Below are 16,272 nucleotides of genomic sequence, written 5' to 3'. Positions count from 1 at the left end.
TCGTGCGTGTCGGGTGAGAGTCATCGAAGGCGACCTGTGGATAACTCTGAGGCTGTCGGTGGTGACCCCTATCGTGGACGCAGTGGTCGAGGCACGACGTGCGACGGGGGACAGAGTAATGAGCGGGTTGGGCGGGACAGGCGGGACGGGTGTGATGACCGAAGAGGACAGGGCCGCAGGGCTTGCCGGGCAGGCCGTGAGGCTGGGCGAGAGCAGGGCCGCGGGGCTCGCGGAGAGCGAGGTGCTGGGCACGCTCCGCCGTGTCTTCGGGTACGAGGCGTTCCGCGGCGAGCAGGAAGCGGTCATCGAGCATGTGGTGGCCGGCGGCGATGCCGTGGTCCTCATGCCGACGGGCGGCGGCAAATCGCTCTGCTACCAGATCCCTTCTCTGGTCAGACCCGGTACGGGTGTGGTGGTCTCCCCCCTGATCGCGCTGATGCAGGACCAGGTGGACGCGCTGCGGGCGCTCGGCGTGCGCGCCGGGTTCATGAACTCCACGCAGGACTTCGACGAGCGGCGCGTGGTCGAGGCGGAGTTCCTGGCGGGCGAACTCGACCTGATCTACCTCGCGCCGGAGCGGCTGCGCCTGGAGTCCACGCTCGATCTGCTCGCCCGCGGCAAGATCTCGGTCTTCGCGATCGACGAGGCGCACTGCGTGTCCCAGTGGGGCCACGACTTTCGCCCCGACTATCTGGCGCTCTCACTGCTGGGTGAGCGCTGGCCCGACGTACCGCGGATCGCACTGACCGCGACGGCCACGCACACGACGCACCAGGAGATCACACAGCGCCTGGGCATGCCGGACGCCCGCCATTTCGTGGCGAGCTTCGACCGCCCCAACATCCAGTACCGGATCGTGCCGAAGGCCGACCCCAAGAAGCAGCTGCTGTCCTTCCTGAAGGAGGAGCACGCGGGCGACGCGGGCATCGTGTACTGCCTGTCGCGCAACTCCGTGGAGAAGACGGCCGAGTTCCTCTGCCGCAACGGCATCGAGGCGGTGCCGTACCACGCGGGACTGGACGCGGGCACGCGCGCGGCGCACCAGTCACGGTTCCTGCGCGAGGAAGGCCTGGTCGTCTGCGCCACCATCGCCTTCGGTATGGGCATCGACAAGCCGGACGTACGGTTCGTCGCCCATCTCGACCTGCCGAAGTCGGTCGAGGGCTACTACCAGGAGACGGGCCGCGCGGGCCGCGACGGACTGCCGTCCACGGCCTGGATGGCGTACGGCCTGAACGACGTCATACAGCAACGCAAGCTGATCCAGTCGAGCGAGGGCGACGAGGCGTTCCGGCGCCGGGCCTCGATGCACCTCGACGCGATGCTCGCGCTGTGCGAGACCGTTCAGTGCCGCCGAGCCCAACTGCTCGCCTACTTCGGTCAGGACACCGAGACCACGGCGTGCGGGAACTGCGACACCTGCCTGGTCCCCCCGGAGACCTGGGACGGCACGGTCGCGGCCCAGAAGGTGCTGTCCACGGTGGTGCGGTTGCAGCGCGAGCGCGGGCAGAAGTTCGGGGCGGTCCAGATCGTCGACATTCTGCTCGGGAACAGAACCGCCAAGGTCATACAGTTCGATCACGACCAGCTGTCCGTGTTCGGCATCGGTGAGGAGCTGTCCGAGGGCGAATGGCGAGGAGTCGTACGGCAGTTGCTGGCCCAGGGACTGCTCGCGGTCGAGGGCGAGTACGGGACGCTCGTACTGACCGAGGCGAGCGGAACGGTGCTGCGGCGTGAGCGGGAGGTCCCGCTGCGCAAGGAGCCGAAGAAGCCGGTGACCGCGAAGTCGGCGTCGCCCAGAGGCGAGCGCAAGGCCAAGGCCGCGGCGGTCGAACTGCCCGAGGAGCTGGTCCCCGTCTTCGAGGCCCTGCGCACGTGGCGTGCGGCGCAGGCCAAGGAGCAGGGAGTTCCGGCGTACGTCATCTTCCACGACGCGACACTTCGGGAGATCGCCACGGTGGGGCCCACGTCCATCGCGGAGTTGGGCGGGATCGGCGGAGTGGGCGAGAAGAAGCTCGCGACGTATGGGGATGGGGTCCTCGGGGTGCTTGCCTCCCTGGCTCCGGTGTCACCGGCTCCCGCGGCCGAGGGCGAGGACTCGGGGACGCAGGAGCCGGATCCGGAGGACTGGAGCGAGCCCGACGAGCCCGACGGGCCGGACGACTGGATATAGAGGACCGGGTGGGACAGGTGACCGGGTGAGGCAGGTGGCCGGGTGAGGCAGGTGGCCGGGTGAGGCAGAGCGGATGAGCGGTCACACGCTCGGTACGACCTGCCCCGTCACCTCGCCCAGTTCCACCCGGGTTCCGTTCGGCCCCGGTGCCCAGGCCGTCAGCGTGACGACGTCGCCGTCCTCGAGGAACGTCCGCTTGCCGTCGGGGAGTTCGAGGGTGTCGCGTCCGTTCCAGGTCAGCTCCAGCAGCGAGCCGCGTTCGCGCTCGTCGGCTCCGCTCACCGTTCCCGAACCGTAGAAGTCACCGGTGCGCAGGGAGGCGCCGTTCACCGTCATGTGGGCCAACTGCTGGGCGGCGGTCCAGTACATGGTGGAGAAGGGCGGCTCGGAGATGACATGGCCGTTGAGGGCGACGGAGATACGCAGGTCGTAGCCGCCGGGTTCCTCGGAGGCGTCGTCCAGGTAGGGGAGCAGGGGGTGAGTACGGGACGGGGGCGCGACCCGGGCGTCATCCAGGGCGTCGAGCGGTGTGATCCAGGCCGACACCGACGTGGCGAAGGACTTGCCGAGGAAGGGGCCGAGGGGGACGTACTCCCAGGCCTGGAGGTCGCGCGCGGACCAGTCGTTGAGGAGACAGAGGCCGAAGACGTGGTCGCGGAAGTCGCTCAGCGGCACCCGTGAGCCCATGGCGGAGGGCGTACCCACCACGAAGCCGACCTCCGCCTCGATGTCCAGGCGGACAGACGGCCCGAAGACCGGCTCGGGGTCCGTGGGTCCTTTGCGCTGGCCACAGGGGCGTACCACATCCGTGCCGGATACCACGACGGTGCCGGACCGGCCGTGGTAACCGATCGGCAGGTGCTTCCAGTTGGGGGTGAGGGAGTCGGCGGCATCGGGGCGGAACATCTTGCCGACGTTGCGGGCGTGGTTTTCCGATGCGTAGAAGTCGACGTAGTCCGCGACCGTGAAGGGGAGGTGCAGGGTGACTTCGGAGAGCGGGTGCAGCAGGGATTCGACGGTTTCCCGGTGGGCGGGCACGGTCACCCATGCCGTGATCGCTCGTCGCACGTCCGACCAGGCTGTGCGGCCCGCCGCGAGCAAGGGGTCGAGGGAGCGACGGGCGAGCAAACGGACGTACGGGGAGCCGAGTGCCCGGGCCGCGCCGCCCACGTCGAGGACGTGGTCGCCCAGCCGGACGCCGACACCGCGCTCCTGGGAGCCGGCTGGGGAGAACACGCCGTACGGAAGATTGTGGGGACCGAAGGGATCGCCCTCGGGGACCTCGAAGGGGGGCATCGGGTGCTGCCTCGCTTTCCGTGTGGGTGGGGATCACGTTACGGGGGAGTTGCGCGCGGGGCGTCCGAAAGGCTTACGACTCGCACGCCGGAGGCTTACGACTCGCTCGCCGCGGCTCGCTGCCACGCCAGGAGGTCGGCGACGAGTTCGGGCGGATTGGCGCCTCGGTGGCCTCCACGGTGACGCGGGGGGTGGTCGAGGTTTCGGACGTCGTCCGGTTCGGGCCGGGTCGATGGGCCGTTCGGTCCGTATTCTCTGATCATGGCCGCACCGATCGCATATTCACTCATCGCCACTGACCTGGACGGAACGCTGCTCCGCGGCGACGACACCCTCTCCGACCGGTCACGGACCGCGCTGGCGATGGCGGTCACGGCGGGGGCCCGGCACCTCGTGGTGACGGGGCGCCCGGCGCCGCGCGTACGGCCGTTGCTCGACGAACTGGGCGGTCAGGGGCTGGCGGTGTGCGGGCAGGGGGCGCAGTTGTACGACGCCGGGGCCGACCGCCTGGTGTGGTCGGTGACCCTGGACCGGGAGCTGGCAGAGACGGCGCTCGGCAAGATAGAGGCGGAGGTCGGGGACGTGTACGCGGCGGTGGACCAGGACGGTGTCGACGGGCTCACGTTGATCGAACCGGGTTACGAGATGCCGCATCCGACCTTGCCGGCGGTACGGATCCTCCACCGCGACGACCTCTGGACAGAACCCATCAGCAAGGTGCTGCTGCGCCATCCGTACCTGACGGACGACGAGTTGGCGTCGGCGGCCCGCGGAGCGGTCGGTTCCCTCGCCACTGTCACGATGTCCGGCCCCGGCACCGTCGAACTTCAGCCATGTGGAGTGTCCAAGGCGACGGGCCTGGCACTCGCCGCCGCCCACCTCGGTCTCACAGACACCACAACGATCGCCTTCGGTGACATGCCGAACGACATCCCCATGTTCGACTGGGCAACCCACGGCGTAGCGATGGCCAACGCCCACCCCGAACTCAAGGCGGTGGCCGACGAGGTGACCTTGTCGAACGAGGAGGACGGCATCGCGGTGGTATTGGAGCGGCTGTTCCGCCAAACGGCGGCAGTCACAGAAACAGCTCCTCGAGTGCGCGGGCGTACGCCCTGAAGCGCGGTGTCCTCCAGGGCTCGGGCGATCTTCGAGGTGGCGGGAACGGAACCTTCCGTGCCGTGTGCCTCGTTGTCATAGCAGGTCGGCTGGAACCTGCCGTGAGTGATCCGATAGTGCCTGGTCTGGACGGGCGGGCGCTCACTGTGATCGAAAGGCGACCGGATACGCTGACTTGAGTGCGAGCAGCGACACATCGACAAACACTTACAGCGCACACGACACATACAGCACCCAAAGAAGCAACAGCAGCAACCGCACCAAAGAAGCAACAGCAGCAACCGCACCAAAGAGCACGCAGAGACCGCCCTTGAGAGCGTCAGCAGACAGGAGACCCTCGTGACCGTCGTCGGGCCGTTCGGGCTGAGCGTGCGGGACCAGGCTCTCGAAGCCGATGTCCAGGCCGGATTGGCGGCTGTCGAGGAAGGCCTGCTCGAGGCCACCAAGAGCGAGGTCCCGTTCATCACGGAGGCCGCGCAGCACCTGGTGCGCGCGGGCGGCAAGCGGTTCCGGCCGCTGCTCGTGATGCTCGCCGCGCAGTTCGGGGACCCGTACGCGCCGGGCGTCGTGCCCTCCGCCGTGGTCGTGGAGCTGACCCACCTCGCCACGCTGTACCACGACGACGTGATGGACGAGGCGGACGTACGCCGCGGGGTGCCCAGCGCGAACACCCGCTGGGGCAACTCGGTGGCGGTCCTCACCGGCGACTTCCTGTTCGCGCGTGCCTCGCACATCCTGGCCGACCTCGGTCCTGAGGCGGTACGGATCCAGGCCGAGGCGTTCGAGCGCCTGGTGACCGGACAGATCCTGGAGACGGCCGGACCTCGCGACGGACGCGACCCGATCGACCACTACCTGGACGTGATCGGCGGCAAGACCGGCTCGCTGATCGCCGTGTCGGGACGGTTCGGCGCGATGATGTCGGGCGCCGACGAGACCGTGGTGGACGTGCTCACGCAGTACGGGGAGCGGCTCGGCGTCGCCTTCCAGCTCGCCGACGACGTACTGGACATCGCGAGCGACTCGCGCGAGTCCGGCAAGACACCGGGCACCGACCTGCGCGAGGGCATCCCCACCCTCCCCGTGCTGCGGCTGCGTGAGCGCGTGGAGCGGCTCGGTCTGGCCGAGGACATCGCGCTGTCCGAGCTGCTCGACTCGGACCTGACGGACGACGCCCGGCATGCCGAGGCGCTCTCCCTGATCCGCGCCCACCCGGCCCTGGAGCAGGCCCGCCGCGACACCGTGCGGTACGCCGAGGAGGCCCGCGCCACGCTCGTACCGCTGCCGGAGTGCGACGCGAAGGCGGCGCTCGTGGAGCTGTGCGACGCGGTGGTGCACCGGGCGGGCTGATCCCGCCGCAGCTCCTGAACGAGGGTCCCGAACCAGGCTCCCGGTCCAGGGCCCCTTCCAGACTTCTGATTCAGGGTGACGCACGTCACATAGTTGGATTGAGTCCAGACTCAGATCCACTCCGTAACTATGCCCAGAAGCTGACGCAGGGGGTGTCAGCTGAGTTACGGGGAGAAAACAGAATCATGGGGACATTCGTTACGTCCGCGAAGCGTCGTAAGAGCCTGGTCATCTCCGGTGTCGCGGTGGCCGCCGCGGCCGGTGTCGCCGCCGCAGTCATCCCGGCGGTCGCCGACAGCGGGAACCAGTCCAACGGCAGCGCCAAGGGCAAGGGCGCGAACCACGCGCAGCACGGGGGCCAGTCCATCGAGGTGCAGAGCGGCCTCGCGGGCGGCAGTGGCAGCGGCGGCACCATCCTCGCCGCGAGCCTCAACGGCGCGAACGAGGTGCCGGTCCAGGGCGGCCCCGCCGTCGGCGACAAGGACGGCGCGGCGCTCCAGTTCGTGAAGGTCAAGGGCGACAAGGTGTCCGTCGCGGTCAAGTGGCGCGGCACCGACAGGCCGACCCTGCTCCACATCCACCAGGGTGCCAAGGGCGTCAACGGCGGTGTCAAGGTCGACTTCACCAAGCTGCTGGAGAAGGCCAAGGGCCGTACGGTCACCGGCACGGTCAAGGTCGAGGATGCCGCCCTCCTCGACCAGCTGAAGTCCAACCCGGGTGGTTTCTACGCCAATCTGCACACCGCCGAGTTCCCGGGCGGAGCCGTCCGCGGCCAACTCCACAAGGTCACCACGGACTTCGACTTCAGGAACGCGCTGCACAACTTCCAGGCCTCCGTCATCAAGGGCAAGCAGATCTACGAGTGCAAGACGGCGGACGACGGCACCACCGCCTTCGCGCAGCGTGATGTGCGCGCCGTACTCGGCGGTGGCATCGCGCACTCCTTCGTGAAGCCCAACTCCGGTACACCGCAGTGGATCGCACCCGACCGCAGCGCGGTCACCGGTGCGCTGATCTCCAAGACTCCGAACGGCGACAAGAACATCCCGGAGCTGGACCTCAAGGCCACTCAGTCCGGCAAGCACCGCGGGCTGTTGGCCGGTACGGCCGAGATCCTTCGGCTGAACACGGTGGGCGGGGTGGCTCCCGCCGGGGCCTGTGAAGAGGGGACCATCGTGGGTGTCCCGTACGGGGCGGACTACGTGTTCATCAACCGGTGACCGACAGGCTGTTGAGCCGTGATCCACGGTCTGTTGAGGCGATGACCGACCGGCTCTGAACGGCTTACGGGCGGCGTCCTCCCGCACAACCCTTACGGGGCGGGAGAGGCGCCGCCCACTCGTGTCATACCCCAGCAGTACACAGAGTTGGCTCCGAGGTCTGACGCTTCTCGTCGGCCGATTTGGTCAGATTGGAGACACCACTTCACAGGAGTTCGGGTGACAATGGCGGCCGGGGTGGACGAGTGCGTGACGGTAAGCCGCCGCCGACGACGGAGGTAGGGCACACATGGCACCGTACGAATCCGACGACGACACGAACGAGGAGCTGCGGACCGGCCGGCGCAAGGCGGCACGGTACGTCGTCCCCGTCGCGGTGATGGGGTTGGCTGCGGCGACCATCGGGCTGGTCCCGGCGTTCGCGGGCTCCGGCGACCCCGACCTGCCGGAGATCACCGCTGAGCAACTCATAGAGAAGATCGCCGCGTCCGACGTACAGCAGCTGTCCGGCACGGTGAAGGTCAGCACGAATCTGGGCCTGCCGGACCTCGGCGGCCTGGAGAGCAGCTTCGCTCCGGGTGGCGGCGGCGCCGGCGGTTCCGAGGACGAGGGTTCCTCCGCCGACCCGTCGACGAAGCTCATGGAACTGGCGTCCGGTACGCACACGTTGCGGGTCGCCGCCGACGGCCCGGACAAGCACAAGGTGTCGCTGCTGGACAAGGCCGCCGAGTACAGCCTGATCCACAACGGCGACGAGGTGTGGGCGTACGACAGCGCGTCGAACGAGGCGTTCCACATGAAGGACGCCTCCGGTGCCGCCGAGGACAAGGCCGGGGACAAGGACAAGAAGGAAGAGGCGCCGAAGGACGTCCCGACCACGCCCAAGGAGATGGCCGACGAGGCGCTGAAGGCGGTCGACGACACGACATCCGTGACCGTCGACGGCACGGCTCAGGTCGCGGGCCGCGATGCGTACAAGCTGGTCATCAAGCCGAAGCAGTCCGGTTCGACGGTCGGTCAGATCTCGATAGCGGTGGACTCCAAGACCGGTATGCCTCTGAAATTCACGCTGACACCGGCGAGCGGTGGCGCGGCCGTCGTGGACGCGGGCTTCACCAAGGTCGACTTCAGCAAGCCGGACGCGTCCACCTTCGACTTCAGCCCGCCGAAGGGCGCGAAGGTCACCGAGGGCGACGAGGCGAAGTCCGAGGACCAGGCGCTTCCGAAGGCCGAGGAGGATCTGGGCCATGGGCTCGAAGGGCTTGAAGGGTTCGATGGGCTCAAGACCATAGGCGAGGGCTGGACCACCATCGCCCGGTTCGACACCGGCGGCGAGGGCATACCCTCGGCGTCCGGCGACGCGGGCAGTTTCCTCGACTCGCTGGGCACGAAGGTGAACGGCGAGTTCGGCTCGGGCACGGTCTTCTCGACCCGACTGGTCAACGCGCTCATCACGGACGACGGCCAGGTGTACGCGGGCGCCGTCACGAAGGACGCGCTGGTGAAGGCGGCCAACGCCGCGAAGTAACAGGCAGAGGACGACAGGTGGTTGGCGTCCGACCGGAGGTTTCTGGTCGGGCGCCAACAGGGAGTTGAGGGAGTCGATGGCGGAACTGTCCACCGCGGAACCGGACACCGGGCCGGCAACTGGGCCGGAAGCCGGGCCGGACACGGTGATCGCCACCCGTGCGCTCACCAAGCGTTTCCGCGGTGGACAGCTCGCCGTCGACGGCCTCGATCTGGCCGTCCCGGCGGGCAGCGTCTTCGGTTTTCTGGGACCGAACGGCTCCGGCAAGACGACCACCATCAGAATGCTGATGGGCCTGATCGAGCCGACCTCGGGCACGGCGCGCGTCCTTGGACAAGCCATGCCGCGCGCCACCCGCACGGTGCTCCCGCAGGTGGGCGCGCTGATCGAGGGACCCGCGCTGTACGGATTCCTGTCCGGCCGCGACAACCTCCTGCGGTACGACTCCGCCGACCCGACCGCCGATCCTCGCACTCGGCGCGCGCGCGTCGCGGCTGCCCTCGACCGGGTCGGACTGACGGCCGCCGCGAGCAAGAAGGCGAAGGCCTACTCGCTGGGCATGAAGCAGCGGCTCGGCCTGGCGGCGGCACTGCTCCAGCCGCGCCGGCTGCTGGTCCTGGACGAGCCGACAAATGGGCTCGATCCGCAGGGGATGCGCGAAATCCGTTCGCTGGTACGGGAGTTGGCGTCGGACGGTACGACCGTCTTCCTCTCCTCGCATCTGCTGGACGAGATCGAGCAGGTGTGCTCGCATGCCGCGGTGATGGCGCGGGGGCGGCTGATCATCCAGGGGCCGGTGGCCGAGCTGGCGGCCGGTGCCCGTGGCCTCCTGGTCGTCACGACGCCGGATCCGGGCGACGCGGCCCGTGTACTGAAGGAGCAGGGCATGGCTGACGTCGTCGTAGAGGAGGACCGGGTGACCGGTGAGCCCCCGGACCGCGACCTCGCCGAGGTGAACGCGGCGCTGGTGTCGGCGGGCGTCCGCGTACGGGGCTTCGGGCTCGAACGGGCTTCGCTGGAGGACGCGTTCGTCGCGCTCACGGGGGAGGGCTTCGATGTCGCGGGCTGAAGCATCTGAGGTCTCCGAGGCCTCGGAAGGCTCTCGAGCTTCAGGCATCTCTGAGGTTTCGGAGGTCACTGACGTCGGCGTCGGCTCCGGCACCGCCGAGGTCGTCGGCCTGTGGAAGCCGAGTCCGCTGTGGGCCCTCGGCCTGTTGCGCAACGAGCTGGTGACCACCCTGCGCCGGTGGCGGACGCTCGCGCTGCTGGGGGTGCTGGCCGCGGTGCCGGTGCTCGTCGGGATCGCTGTGAAGATCGAGACGAGTGACGGTGCGTCGGGCGGGGGCGGAGGGCCGGCCTTCGTCACGCAGATCACCAACAACGGACTGTTCCTGGTGTTCACGGCGCTCGCCGCGACGCTGCCCTTCTTCCTGCCGATGGCGATCGGCGTCATCGCGGGGGATGCGATAGCGGGCGAGGCGAACGCCGGGACATTGCGCTATCTGCTGGTCGCACCCGCGGGGCGTACACGGCTGCTGCTCACGAAGTACGCGACCACGCTGGCGTTCTGTGTCGTAGCGACGCTCGTCGTGGCGCTGTCGGCGCTGATCGTGGGGTCCCTGCTGTTCCCACTCGGTGAGCTGACGACGATCTCCGGTACGCGGATCAGCTTTGGTGAAGGGCTGGGGCGGGCGTTTCTGATCGCGCTGATCGTCGCCGCTTCACTGATCGGGATCGCGGCGCTCGGCCTGTTCGTCTCGACGCTCACCAGCAGCGGCATAGCGGCGATGGCGACGACCGTGGGCCTGCTGATCACCATCCAGATCCTCGATCAGATACCCCAACTCCACGCGATACAGCCGTACTTCTTCTCGCACTACTGGCTGTCCTTCGCGGACCTGATGCGCGATCCGGTGTACTGGGACGACCTGTTCCGCAACCTCGGCCTTCAGGGCCTGTACGCGGCGGTGTTCGGCACGGCGGCGTGGGCGCGCTTCACGACGAAGGACATCACCGCCTGAGAGCCGGCGCATGGGCACATGGGTGGATGAGTGGGTGCTCAGTGCACGCAGAATTCGTTGCCCTCCGGGTCCGTCATGATCACCCACTCGCCGCCCGGTTCCTTCACCTCCCGCAGCACCGTCGCCCCCAGGTCCGCCAGGCGCGCGACCTCCGCCTCGCGTTGCCCGGGCTCGGCGTGCACGTCGATGTGCAGCCGGTTCTTGACCGTCTTCGGCTCCGGTACGCGTTGGAAGAGCAGCCGCCGGCCGAGGCCCGTGCCGCTCTCCTTGTCGTACGGGTCCTCCTGGTGTCGTACGGCGATGAGGTCGCGCCAGGCCTTGCGGCCGTGGGACTCGACGGTGATCTCCGGTGACACGGCGCCGAAGCCCAGCAGGCGCTCGATGAGGGCGCTGTTGTCCTCGACGTCGTAGCGGAGGGCAGCGGCCCAGAAGTCGGCCTGGGCGTGCGGGTCGGCGGCGTCGATGACGAGCTTCCAGTGCAGAGGGGTATGCGACTGTGTCATGGATGGACCGTACGTCGGACGGGGTGGTTTCGTCCCCGCTTCCTTACTCTCTCCCGCCGGATCGAGCGAGGCCGAGAGTGGCCGGAGCGACAACCGAGGCGAACGCCAACCCACCCCGGCAGACGGTCAGTTGAGGATGCGCGGGCACACCACACAGTGCGGTGCTCGCCGACATAATGGCCCTATGACGGACACCGCCGCCCCCTCCTCCACAGAGCGCACCTCGGTCGTCGTCGTGGGTGCCGGCCCCGCCGGTCTCACCGTGGCCAACATCCTGCGTGCCGCCTCCGTCGACTGCGTGGTGCTGGAGGCGGAGAGCAGGGGGTTCATCGAGCAGCGGCCCCGCGCGGGCTTCCTGGAGGAGTGGGCGGTGCGCGCCCTGGAGCGGCGCGGCCTCGCCGACCGGCTGCTGGAGAACGCCCAGGTGCACAGCGAGTGCGAGTTCCGGATCGCGGGGGAGCGGCACAGGTTCCGGTACGGCGATATGTCCGGGCACCATCACTTCGCCTATCCCCAGCCACTGTTGGTGACGGACCTGGTGCGCGTGTACGCGGACGAACAGGGCGGTGACATCCGTTTCGGCGTACGCGACGTGGAGGTGCACGCCATCGACTCGGACCAGCCCTCGGTGTCGTACACGGATCCGGACACGGGCGAGCGCGTACGACTCGACTGCGCGGCCGTCGCGGGCTGCGACGGCGCGCGCGGTGTCGCCCGGGCGTGCATGCCGCCGGAGCACGTCGGCGTCGCCCGGCACGACTACGGCATCGGCTGGCTGGCGCTGCTCGCCGAGGCGCCGCCGTCAAACGACTGCGTCGTCTTCGGCATCCATCCGCGGGGCTTCGCCGGGCATATGGCCCGCAGCCCGCAGGTCACCCGTTACTACCTGGAGTGCCCGCCCGGTGACGACCCCGAGAACTGGTCGCACGAACGCGTCTGGGCCGAGCTCCACGAGCGGCTCGCGGCGGATGGGGCCCAGCCGCTCACCGAGGGACGGCTGATCGAGAAGCGGGTCCTGGACATGCACAACTACGTCGTGGAGCCGATGGCGTACGGGCGGCTGTATCTGGCCGGCGACGCGGCCCACCTCCTGGCGCCGATCGGTGCGAAGGGCATGAATCTCGCGATCCACGACGCCCTGCTGCTCGGCGACGCGCTCATCGCGTACTGCGGCAAGGGCGACGAGAGCGGACTCAGCGGATACTCGGCGGCCTGTCTGGGGCGAGTGTGGCAGTACCAGGAGTTCTCGCTGTGGCTGTCGGACATCTACCACGGCGCCTCGTCCGGCGACCCGTTCCGGGCGGGCACCACTGCGGCCCGGCTGCGGCGGACCCTCGCCTCGCCCGCCGCCGCGGCCGGGTTCGCGGGGCTGTACATCGGCAAGGACGCCGATTACTGACCCGACTATCGACTACCGGGCGACTAGGGCCTGGGGCTCGAGGTCGGCTTCTGGATTTCCAGGATGTCTGCGTCGGCCGCTGCCGCCTCGTCAACCCCTGCCGCCTGCAGAGTCAGCCGCGCCCGGTGTGACGTCCGCAGCGCGTCCCACGTCAGCAGCGACAGCGCGGCCCACACCAGCGCGAACCCGGCCCACCGCTCGGCGGGCATGGCCTCGTGGAAGTACAGGACGCCGAGCAGGAACTGCAGCACGGGTGCCAGGTACTGGAGCAGCCCGAGCGTCGACAGCGGTACGCGGATCGCCGCCGCCCCGAAGCAGACGAGCGGCGCCGCCGTCACCACACCGGTCGCGGCCAGCAGCGCCGCGTGCCCGGCACCCTCGGTGCCGAACACCAGGTCGCCCTGCCCCGCCAGCCACAGCAGATACGCCAGCGCGGGCAGGAACTGGATCGCGGTCTCCGCGGCCAGCGATTCCAGACCTCCCAGATTGACCTTCTTCTTCACCAGCCCGTACGTCGCGAAGGAGAAGGCGAGGCAGAGGGAGATCCACGGCGGCTGCCCGTACCCGATGGTCAGCACGAGAACCGCGGCGAAGCCGATACCGACCGCCGCCCACTGGGCGGGCCGCAGCCGTTCCTTCAGGAGCAGCACGCCCATCGCGATGGTGACGAGCGGGTTGATGAAGTAGCCGAGGGATGCCTCCACCACATGGCCGGTGTTCACGGCCCAGATGTAGACGCCCCAGTTGATGGTGATCACAGTCGCCGCGACCGCGACCAGTCCCAGTCTGCGCGGCTGCCGCAGCAGTTCGCCGGCCCAGGCCCAGCGCCGTATCACCAGCAGCGCGATCGCGACGATGCCGAGCGACCACACCATGCGGTGGGCGAGGATCTCGATGGCTCCGGCGGGCTCGAGGAGCGGCCAGAAGAGGGGGACGAGGCCCCACATGCCGTACGCCGCGAAGCCGTTCAGCAGGCCTATGCGCTGCTCGCCCTTGGACTCCGGACCTGTGTGCTGCTCGCCCTTGGACCCCACCGGCACGGCCTCTCCCCTCTCGAGCGGCTGCGAGCGCGCAGCCGCTCACGACGGTAACGCCGAACACCCCCGCCTGTCATGGCCGTATCCACGATACGGTCATTACAAGCAGGGGTGGGCGAGGACGGCTCTTGAGGGCAGCAGGGGAGTCGGCCCTCGAAGGCCATCGCTCTCGAGCAGGTCAGCCCTTGAGCGCCGCCGCGATCGACTCCGCGATCGGGGTGGTCGGGCGGCCGGTCAGCCGGGACAGGTCGCCGCTGGTGACGACCAGCTCGCCCTTCTCGACGGACGCGTCCACGCCGGCGATGGTCGCGGCAAGCGGCTCGGGCAGCCCGACGCCGGTCAGGATGCCCGTGTAGACCTCGACGGAGACGGGGCTGTACGCGATCTCCTTGCCGGTCTGCTTGGCCACCTCGGCCGCGTACTCGGCGAAGCTCCAGGCGGTGTCGCCGCCGAGCTCGTACGTCTTGTTCTCGTGGTCCTCGCCCGTCAGCACGGCCACGGCGGCAGCCGCGTAGTCCGCGCGGGAGGCCGAGGAGACCTTGCCGTCGCCGGCGGCCTGGACGACGGCGCCGTGCTCCAGGACCGGGGCGAGGCTCTCGGTGTAGTTCTCGTTGTACCAGCCGTTGCGCAGCAGGGTGTACGTCACGCCGGACTCGAGGATCGCCGCCTCGGTGCCCCGGTGGTCGTCGGCCAGTGCGGCGGTCAGGCTCCTGGGGGCGCTGGTGTACGCGAGGAGCGCGACCCCGGCGGCCTTGGCGGCTTCGAGGACGACCTTGTGCTGGCCCACGCGGTCGTTGCCGACCTCGCTGCCGGAGATGAGGAGCACCTTGTCACCGGCGGAGAAGACGCTGTCGAAGGTCTCGGGAGCGCTGTAGTCGGCGACCGCGATCTTCACGCCGCGGGCCGCGTAGCCCGCCGCCTTCTCCTCGCTGCGGACGACGGCCGTGATCTGGTCGGCCGGGACCTTCTCCAGCAGTCCTTCGATGACAAAGCGGCCGAGGTGGCCGGTGGCTCCGGTGACGACGATGCTCATGATGTTGCAGCTCCTTGCGGGGTGGGTAGGTCACTAACCTTAGGGGATGCACTAACTCTACGAAAGTACCCACTTTGAAGTAAGGTACTGGCATGGCCGTAAGTGATGCAGTTGTCGCCAGTCCCGCAGCAGTCGGCAAATGGAGCGTCGAGGGCGAGGCGATGTGCCCGCACCGCCTCGTACTGGAGCACGTCACCAGCCGCTGGGGCGTCCTGGTCCTGATCCAGCTCCTGGACCGCCCGCACCGCTTCAGCGAGCTGCGGCGTGCCATCGGGCGCGTCAGCGAGAAGATGCTCACGCAGACCTTGCAGACGCTGGAGCGGGATGGGCTGGTCCACCGGGACGCGAAGCCGGTGATCCCGCCGAGAGTGGACTACTCGCTGACGGACCTGGGCCGCGAGGCCGCCGAGCAGGTGCAGGCGCTGGCCGACTGGACGGCTCGCCGCATGGACGCGGTACTGGAGGCGCGCGAGATGTATGACGCGGCCAGGGGATAGCTCTGAGTCAGAGTGCCGGCATGTCTTTCCGTGCGGCCCCCTGTCCGCCTCCCGCGCCCGTCTGAGTCGGCGGGCACACTGGAGTCGGGGGTGCATCGCCATGGCTGTACTGCAACAGGACGAGCTCGTGCGGGAGTTGATTCAGCGAGTCGGCCTCATGACGGAGGGGATTGCCCGTGTGGCGGAGGAGATGCACCGGGCGAACCTGATCCAGTTGCATCGCTTCTTCGTGGAGCAGTTGGACCAGGGGATCGCTGATCCGTCGCTCGCCGACGCGTTGAGTACCTTGAACGGCCTGTCCGAGGGCAAGCGCCGCCAGATGCTCTTCGCCAACCGGGAGTACGGGCTGCTCTTGCTGGGCTATCGCATCGGTGCGCTGGACCGGGGCGAACTCCTCGGGACGCTGAAGGTACTGAGCAAGAACTCCGTCTTCGCGGAGTACTGGGAACTGACGGCCGAGCAGCGGGAGATGCTGCCTGCGGAGTCTCTGGAGGCGCGGGCCGGCAGGGCCATCGACGTCATCATGGACGAGCGCGGCGACGAACTGGACGAGTGGTGGGTGGTCGTGCCGGAGTCTCCGGATGCCTGATTTCCTCCGAATGTCTGACTGAATGCGAGTAGTTTGTCCGAGCGCATCGCGGCCCAGAAGAATCTGCCCCGCGTACTACGCGCTCCGAGAGGATCAGTCAGTTGCACAACGAGTCTTCGCCTGTCCGGATCACACGGCGCCTTGGAGATCCACCCAAGCTGCGGGGCAGCGTAACGGGGGAAACCTGTCCGGACATCTTCGAACTCAGCGACGGCAACTTCGCCATCATCGGTACTGAAGCCACCGCCGTCCTGGACCGCCAACTCCCCCAGGACGCAGCCCGCGCCGACCACGAGCGCATCGTCGTGATCACACGCGAGACCCTCATCCGCGCCAAGAGGGACATCCCCGACGCGTAACGCCGAGGGCCTGGGTGTCGTACGGCACCCAGGCCCGCCCTTTCACATCAGGGTCAGCCCACGACAGTCCAGGTGTCCCCGCCCGCCAGCAGCGCGGCCAGGTCGCCCTTCCCGTTCTGCTCGATGGCCGTGTCCAGCTGGTCCGACA

General features: G+C 68.7%; 15 protein-coding genes. 11 read left to right on the top strand and 4 right to left on the bottom strand.

The features are described 5' to 3' along the window. Positions 1–154 precede the first annotated feature (154 nt). A complete protein-coding gene (gene recQ, locus IEZ21_RS43550) occupies positions 155–2,173 on the top strand; it encodes a DNA helicase RecQ (RefSeq protein ID WP_246568809.1) in 2,019 nt (672 codons plus the stop codon). 81 nt (positions 2,174–2,254) lie between these two features. Here recQ and fahA read toward each other — a convergent pair whose 3' ends face one another. Next, entirely contained in the window at positions 2,255–3,469 is a 1,215-nt protein-coding gene (fahA, locus tag IEZ21_RS43545) for a fumarylacetoacetase (protein WP_189327338.1), read from the bottom strand. Between the two features lie 261 nt (positions 3,470–3,730). On the opposite strand from fahA, the gene IEZ21_RS43540 reads away from it, so the two are divergent. From IEZ21_RS43540 to IEZ21_RS43515, 6 genes are all read left to right on the top strand, one after another. Next, positions 3,731–4,588 carry an HAD family hydrolase gene (locus IEZ21_RS43540; RefSeq protein WP_189327337.1) on the top strand — a complete coding sequence of 286 codons (858 nt, stop codon included), beginning with the start codon at positions 3,731–3,733 and terminating at the stop codon, positions 4,586–4,588. A gap of 339 nt (positions 4,589–4,927) precedes the next feature. Beyond that, a complete protein-coding gene (locus IEZ21_RS43535; protein ID WP_033319578.1) occupies positions 4,928–5,938 on the top strand; it encodes a polyprenyl synthetase family protein in 1,011 nt (336 codons plus the stop codon). A gap of 185 nt (positions 5,939–6,123) precedes the next feature. Next, positions 6,124–7,158, top strand: coding sequence for a CHRD domain-containing protein (locus IEZ21_RS43530; protein ID WP_189327336.1), 1,035 nt, complete (start codon positions 6,124–6,126; stop codon positions 7,156–7,158). Positions 7,159–7,447: 289 nt separating this feature from the next. Next, the gene (locus IEZ21_RS43525) at positions 7,448–8,686 is read left to right on the top strand and encodes a LolA family protein (protein ID WP_189327335.1); all 1,239 of its coding nucleotides are present in this window, start codon (positions 7,448–7,450) and stop codon (positions 8,684–8,686) included. A gap of 76 nt (positions 8,687–8,762) precedes the next feature. Beyond that, entirely contained in the window at positions 8,763–9,755 is a 993-nt protein-coding gene (locus IEZ21_RS43520) for an ABC transporter ATP-binding protein (protein WP_246568807.1), read from the top strand. After that, positions 9,742–10,707 (top strand): ABC transporter permease, encoded by a 966-nt coding sequence (locus IEZ21_RS43515; RefSeq protein ID WP_246568805.1) that lies wholly within the window; start codon positions 9,742–9,744, stop codon positions 10,705–10,707. The genes IEZ21_RS43520 and IEZ21_RS43515 overlap by 14 nt, the downstream gene beginning before the upstream one ends. A gap of 38 nt (positions 10,708–10,745) precedes the next feature. Here the strand turns inward: IEZ21_RS43515 and IEZ21_RS43510 are convergent, their stop codons facing one another. Beyond that, positions 10,746–11,210 (bottom strand): VOC family protein, encoded by a 465-nt coding sequence (locus IEZ21_RS43510; protein WP_189327334.1) that lies wholly within the window; start codon positions 11,208–11,210, stop codon positions 10,746–10,748. Positions 11,211–11,394: 184 nt separating this feature from the next. On the opposite strand from IEZ21_RS43510, the gene IEZ21_RS43505 reads away from it, so the two are divergent. After that, positions 11,395–12,609, top strand: a complete 1,215-nt coding sequence (locus tag IEZ21_RS43505) for a 4-hydroxybenzoate 3-monooxygenase (RefSeq protein ID WP_189327333.1) — start codon at positions 11,395–11,397, stop codon at positions 12,607–12,609. Positions 12,610–12,632: 23 nt separating this feature from the next. Here IEZ21_RS43505 and rarD read toward each other — a convergent pair whose 3' ends face one another. Together rarD and IEZ21_RS43495 are read right to left on the bottom strand one after the other, a co-directional pair. Then, positions 12,633–13,556: an EamA family transporter RarD gene (gene rarD, locus IEZ21_RS43500; RefSeq protein WP_246568817.1), complete on the bottom strand. Its 924-nt coding sequence runs from the start codon at positions 13,554–13,556 to the stop codon at positions 12,633–12,635. A 268-nt stretch (positions 13,557–13,824) separates the two neighbouring features. After that, on the bottom strand, positions 13,825–14,679 hold the full coding sequence (locus tag IEZ21_RS43495; RefSeq protein WP_189327332.1) for an SDR family oxidoreductase: 855 nt from the start codon (positions 14,677–14,679) through the stop codon (positions 13,825–13,827). A 92-nt stretch (positions 14,680–14,771) separates the two neighbouring features. Between IEZ21_RS43495 and IEZ21_RS43490 the strand changes: the two genes are divergently transcribed. The 3 genes from IEZ21_RS43490 to IEZ21_RS43480 all read left to right on the top strand — a co-directional run bounded on the left by IEZ21_RS43490 (position 14,772) and on the right by IEZ21_RS43480 (position 16,124). Beyond that, positions 14,772–15,176, top strand: coding sequence for a winged helix-turn-helix transcriptional regulator (locus IEZ21_RS43490; protein ID WP_189327331.1), 405 nt, complete (start codon positions 14,772–14,774; stop codon positions 15,174–15,176). A gap of 100 nt (positions 15,177–15,276) precedes the next feature. Next, a complete protein-coding gene (locus IEZ21_RS43485) occupies positions 15,277–15,765 on the top strand; it encodes a DUF6082 family protein (protein WP_189327330.1) in 489 nt (162 codons plus the stop codon). 101 nt (positions 15,766–15,866) lie between these two features. Then, positions 15,867–16,124, top strand: a complete 258-nt coding sequence (locus IEZ21_RS43480; protein WP_189327329.1) for a hypothetical protein — start codon at positions 15,867–15,869, stop codon at positions 16,122–16,124. Positions 16,125–16,272 lie beyond the last annotated feature (148 nt).

This window comes from Streptomyces flaveus (assembly GCF_014647675.1).
GTDB classification, from domain to species: domain Bacteria; phylum Actinomycetota; class Actinomycetes; order Streptomycetales; family Streptomycetaceae; genus Streptomyces; species Streptomyces flaveus.
Note: the sequence above shows the minus strand (reverse complement) of the source record. Positions and strands in the feature narration are given on the sequence as shown.

Coding starts and splice junctions, on each gene's coding strand:
- recQ (WP_246568809.1), top strand. CDS start 155: ATGACCGAAGAGGACAGGGCCGCAGGGCTTGCCGGGCAGGCCGTGAGG.
- IEZ21_RS43540 (WP_189327337.1), top strand. CDS start 3,731: ATGGCCGCACCGATCGCATATTCACTCATCGCCACTGACCTGGACGGA.
- fahA (WP_189327338.1), bottom strand. CDS start 3,469: ATGCCCCCCTTCGAGGTCCCCGAGGGCGATCCCTTCGGTCCCCACAAT.
- rarD (WP_246568817.1), bottom strand. CDS start 13,556: ATGTGGGGCCTCGTCCCCCTCTTCTGGCCGCTCCTCGAGCCCGCCGGA.
- IEZ21_RS43490 (WP_189327331.1), top strand. CDS start 14,772: ATGGCCGTAAGTGATGCAGTTGTCGCCAGTCCCGCAGCAGTCGGCAAA.
- IEZ21_RS43485 (WP_189327330.1), top strand. CDS start 15,277: ATGGCTGTACTGCAACAGGACGAGCTCGTGCGGGAGTTGATTCAGCGA.
- IEZ21_RS43520 (WP_246568807.1), top strand. CDS start 8,763: ATGGCGGAACTGTCCACCGCGGAACCGGACACCGGGCCGGCAACTGGG.
- IEZ21_RS43505 (WP_189327333.1), top strand. CDS start 11,395: ATGACGGACACCGCCGCCCCCTCCTCCACAGAGCGCACCTCGGTCGTC.
- IEZ21_RS43510 (WP_189327334.1), bottom strand. CDS start 11,210: ATGACACAGTCGCATACCCCTCTGCACTGGAAGCTCGTCATCGACGCC.
- IEZ21_RS43530 (WP_189327336.1), top strand. CDS start 6,124: ATGGGGACATTCGTTACGTCCGCGAAGCGTCGTAAGAGCCTGGTCATC.
- IEZ21_RS43495 (WP_189327332.1), bottom strand. CDS start 14,679: ATGAGCATCGTCGTCACCGGAGCCACCGGCCACCTCGGCCGCTTTGTC.
- IEZ21_RS43515 (WP_246568805.1), top strand. CDS start 9,742: ATGTCGCGGGCTGAAGCATCTGAGGTCTCCGAGGCCTCGGAAGGCTCT.
- IEZ21_RS43525 (WP_189327335.1), top strand. CDS start 7,448: ATGGCACCGTACGAATCCGACGACGACACGAACGAGGAGCTGCGGACC.